Below are 4,390 nucleotides of genomic sequence, written 5' to 3'. Positions count from 1 at the left end.
GGCGACGGGCATGCAGGAAGAAGCCGAGGCCCGGCGCGTAGAGGATCATCGACAGCAGCAGGTATTTCAGCCCGGCGGCGTAGATCAGCCAGACCCCGTAGAGCGTCCCCAACAGCGCCAGCGCCAGCATCGCGCCCGAGTGCGGGCGGCGCGCCACCAGCTTCAGGCAGAAGCCGGCGCAGAGCAGGTAGGGGATCAGCGCCATCGAGGTGGCCAACTGGATCAGTGCGTTGTAGCCCGAGGCGTTGAGGAAGGCCACCAGCAGCAGCGCAGAGATCAGCGTGCTGGTCAGCCACAGTGCCGGCGCTGGGGTTTCCACCGCATTGGTGCGGCCGAACAGTGCCGGCGCGGTGTGCGTTGGGCCACGGCTGGCCAGGTAGAGCATTTCCACCGCGAGCATGGTCCAGGCCAGCAGCGCGCCGCCGACCGAAACGATCAGCCCGACGTTGATCAGCGTGGCGCCCCAGGGGCCCACCGCCGCGGCCATCACCTGGGCCATCGAGGGGTTCTTCATCTGCGCCAGTTCGTGCTGCGGCACCACGCCCAGCGACAGCACCGAGACGCAGACCAGCAACAGCAGGGTGACCACGAAGCCGAGCAGGGTTGCACGGCTGACATCGGCCGCGTGCCGCGCGTGGCTGGCATAGACCGTGGCGCTCTCGATGCCGAGGAATACCCAGACGGTGTAGAGCATGGTGGTTTCCACCTGGCGGGTGACGCTGCCCAGGGCCGGGCTGCCCCAGAAGTCCAGGTGAAAGGTCTCGATGCGGAAGGCCAGGGCTACGCAGAGGATGAACAGGGCGATCGGCACCACCTTGGCGAGGGTCACGATGGCGTTGGTGATCGCCGCGTTGTGCACGCCGTGGAGGACGAAGGCATGCATCAGCCAGAGCACCGTCAATTCGCCGAGCAGCGCCGGCCAGGTGGTTCCGTCGCCGAAGAAGGCCAGCGCGCCGAACGAGCCGAGGGCGCTGAACAGCACCACCAGGTAGCCGGCGTTGCCGACCCAGGCGGAAATCCAGTAGCCCCAGGCAGCATTGAACCCCAGGTATTCGCCGAAGCCTTCGCGGGCGTAGCCGTAGACGCCGTCGTCCAGTTCGGGGCGGGTGGTCGACAGCCACTGGAATATCCGCGTCAGGGTCAGCATGCCGACGAAGGTGATCGCCCAGGCGATCAGGATCGCGCCGGCGCCTGCGCCTTCGGCCATGTTCTGCGGCAGGCTGAAGATACCGCTGCCGATGATGCCGCCTACCACCAGCGCGGTCAGCGCCGGCAGCCCCAGTTTTCCCTTGTCCGAATCGGCCATGTGGCACCTCCGAAACTGCATCCGGTATGTCGCGCCAGGCGCAGGCGGAGCCTGCGCCGGGGTGCGACGGCGGGAGGCGGCGGGTCGGTCCGCCGCGGCATGGTTCAGAAGCGCAGTGACATGCAACTGACGCCGCCGTCGATCTTGCGGTATTCGGAGGTGTCCACCTCGATCACCCGGTAGCCGAGGCGGGCGATCTTCTCGCGGGTCCGGGGATAGCCGGCGGGCATGATCACCCTTTCGTTGACCCAGATGCAGTTGGCGGCGTAGGACTCCTCTTCGGGGATCTCGATGATGTTGAAGTCCTGGAACTCCGGCTTGCTGACGAACTCGCCGGCGGCCAGCAGGTTGTTGTGTTCCAGGTAGGCGAGCCCGGTCTTCAGGTGCAGGACCTTTTCCAGGCGTACCACCGAGCCGCTGAGGCCATGTTTCTCCAGGATCGCGATCATCTGCCGGGCGCCCTCGGCGTTGGTGCGGGCCGATTCGCCGATGTAGAAGTGGTCGCCGACCATCATGATGTCGCCGGCTTCCACCGTGCCGGGTGCCTCGATGCGCTCGACCTTGCCCGGATAGAAGCGCTGCACGGTCTCCTCGATGATCTCGGTCTCGCCGCGCCGCGATTCGGCGCCGGGGCGGGTGATGATGGCGCAGCGCGAGGTGCAGAGCACCGGGTCCTCGACGAACACCGAGTCGGGGAAGCGTTCGTCCGGCGGCAGCAGGGTGATGTCCACGTCGCAGGTCTGCAAGGCGCGGATGTAGGCGTTGTGCTGCTCCAGGGCCTTGGCGTAGTCCGGCTTGCCGAGGTGGCTGGAGGTCAGGCCGTCGACCAGGCTGCGGGCGGGCGTGCGAGCGATGATGTGCTTGAACATGACGATTTTCCTCGTGTGGGGACGACGAGGTCGTTGCAAGCCACGCGCCAGCCAACGCCCGGGAATTGCCTTGGAAATCCTTGATAAATCGGAGGATTTTCCTGGTTTTCCGAGGGCTTGGTTGATCCACGCCAAGGATGCTCGGTCGCGCTGCGTCGAAAATGGGTCAACTGACGAGATTTCGACATCCGGGAAACCGAGGGGGAGAGCATGGCGCTTGTCGAGGAGCCGACGATTTCCGCGCGAAGCGGTGAACTAGCCTGGTTGGTGGACTGCCTGGCGCCGATTTTCGACGGCCTGCGGCAACCGGTCACGGTGGTCGACCCCTCCGGTCGCTTCGTCTACTACAACCGTGCCAGCGGCCTGCTCGATGGTCTCGACCCGCAGCGGGCGCTGGGCATGCACCTGTTGCAGAGCGCTCCCTGGCTGGCGGCCGAGCAAAGCACGCTGTTGCGTTGCCTGGCCGAAGGGCGGCCGTCGATCGATACGCTGCAGGCCTACGTGGGGGCCGGCGGCGAGCTGTTGCAGTATCGCCACCGGGCGATCCCGCTGCGCGGGCGCGACGGTTGCCTGCTCGGCGCGATGGAGCTCGGCGAAGTCGTCGCCGAGACCGAAGAGGCCGCAGGCCCGGCGGATTGCCCGAACATCCTGAGCGTGGCGCCGAGCCTGCTGCGGCAGTTGCAGCGCCTGGACGTCTTCGCGGCCACCGACCTGCCGCTGCTGATCCATGGCGAGACCGGCACCGGCAAGGAACTGTTCGCCCGTCGCGCCCATGCCCTGAGCCCGCGACGCAGCGGTCCGATGATCAGCCTGAACTGCGCAGCGATTCCCGAGACGCTGCTGGAAAGTACCCTGTTCGGCACCACCCGCGGCGCTTTCACCGGCGCCGAGAACCGCAAGGGCATGTTCGCCCTGGCGCAGGGCGGCAGCTTGTTCCTCGACGAGATCAATTCCATGCCGATGGCCATGCAGAGCAAGCTGCTGCGGGTCCTGCAGGACGGCAGCTACCTGCCTCTGGGCAGCCTGAGCCCGCAGCGGGCCGATGTACGCCTGATCGCGGCGAGCAACCAGCCGCCGCGCCAGGCGATCGCCGAGGGACGCCTGCGCGAGGACCTGTACTACCGTCTGGACGTGGGCAGCCTGTGCATCCCGCCGCTGCGCGAGCGCCCCGGCGATGTGGAACTGCTGGCACGGGCGTTCGTCCGTCGCGATGCGCGCAGCCTCAACCCACGTGTCACCGCCCTTGGCGAACGGGCGCTGGCGCAGTTGCTGGCCTGCGACTGGCCGGGCAACGTCCGGCAACTGGAAAACGTGATCCGACGCAGCCTGTTGCTGCACGGGGAGGGCGGCGCACTGCTGGATGAGGTGGCGTTCGCCGACGACGGCGCCGAGGCCGTGGGCGGCGAGGCCGCGCTCTCGATGAACAGCGCGGCGGTCGGAGGCCTGCGCGAGGCGCTGGCGCAACAGGAGCGCAACCTGATAGAAGACGCCTTGCGCCAGGCGCGCGGCAATCTCTCCCGGGCCGCCGCCCGGTTGCGGATTCCGCGCACGACCCTGCTCGGGCGCATGCGCCGGCTCGGCTTGCCGGCTTCCCTCGATCCGCCAGCCTGACAGGAGCCAACCATGGACAGCCACAGCCCGATCGCCACCGTCGCCCAGGCCCTGCGGCGCGCCGAACGCATCCTGGTCATCACCGGCGCCGGCCTCTCCGCGGACTCCGGTATGCCCACCTATCGCGGCCTCGGCGGTCTCTACAACGGTCGCACGGAAGAGGGCCTGCCGATCGAGGCGGCGCTTTCCGGACCGATGCTGCGGCGCGATCCGGCGCTGTGCTGGAAGTACCTCGCGGAACTCGGCAAGGCTTGCCTGGCGGCCCGACCCAACGCCGGCCACGAAGCCATTGCCGAGTTGCAGAAGCGCAAGCCGGAATGCTGGGTGCTGACCCAGAACATCGACGGCTTCCATCGCCAGGCCGGCTCGCCGGCCGAGCGGCTGATCGAGATCCATGGCGAACTGGCGCCGCTCTACTGCCAGTCCTGCGGTGCCGAGAGCGGCGGCCTGGAGGAACATCTGCACGGCCAGTTGCCGCCGCGCTGCGCGGCTTGCGGCGGGGTGCTGCGGCCACCGGTAGTGCTGTTCGAGGAAATGTTGCCGGAAGAGGCGATCGATACCCTGTACCGCGAATTGCGCAAAGGCTTCGATGCGGTGCTGGTGG

4 protein-coding genes are annotated in these 4,390 nt (G+C 67.7%); 2 read left to right on the top strand and 2 right to left on the bottom strand.

Translation table 11 applies throughout. From position 1 onward, the window contains the following. The coding region (locus tag FFS27_RS29230; protein WP_137952393.1) for a basic amino acid/polyamine antiporter at positions 1-1,306 on the bottom strand (1,306 nt) is incomplete at its 3' end. Between the two features lie 104 nt (positions 1,307-1,410). Then, positions 1,411-2,175, bottom strand: coding sequence for a dimethylargininase (gene ddaH, locus FFS27_RS29225; RefSeq protein ID WP_003086612.1), 765 nt, complete (start codon positions 2,173-2,175; stop codon positions 1,411-1,413). Positions 2,176-2,385: 210 nt separating this feature from the next. Here ddaH and ddaR point away from each other — a divergent pair, with 210 nt between their 5' ends. Beyond that, positions 2,386-3,786 (top strand): transcriptional regulator DdaR, encoded by a 1,401-nt coding sequence (gene ddaR / locus FFS27_RS29220; protein WP_003140491.1) that lies wholly within the window; start codon positions 2,386-2,388, stop codon positions 3,784-3,786. A gap of 12 nt (positions 3,787-3,798) precedes the next feature. Beyond that, positions 3,799-4,390, top strand: a 592-nt coding sequence (locus FFS27_RS29215; protein WP_137952392.1) for a Sir2 family NAD-dependent protein deacetylase, incomplete at its 3' end; no start/stop codon positions are given.

This window comes from Pseudomonas sp. 2VD, assembly GCF_005503585.1.
GTDB lineage: Bacteria > Pseudomonadota > Gammaproteobacteria > Pseudomonadales > Pseudomonadaceae > Pseudomonas > Pseudomonas aeruginosa.
The sequence above is the reverse complement of the archived record's forward strand: the minus strand, read 5'-3'. Positions and strand labels throughout refer to the sequence as shown.

Excerpts from the sequence above, each read along its gene's own strand:
- ddaH (WP_003086612.1), bottom strand. The coding sequence starts at position 2,175 with ATGTTCAAGCACATCATCGCTCGCACGCCCGCCCGCAGCCTGGTCGAC.
- ddaR (WP_003140491.1), top strand. The coding sequence starts at position 2,386 with ATGGCGCTTGTCGAGGAGCCGACGATTTCCGCGCGAAGCGGTGAACTA.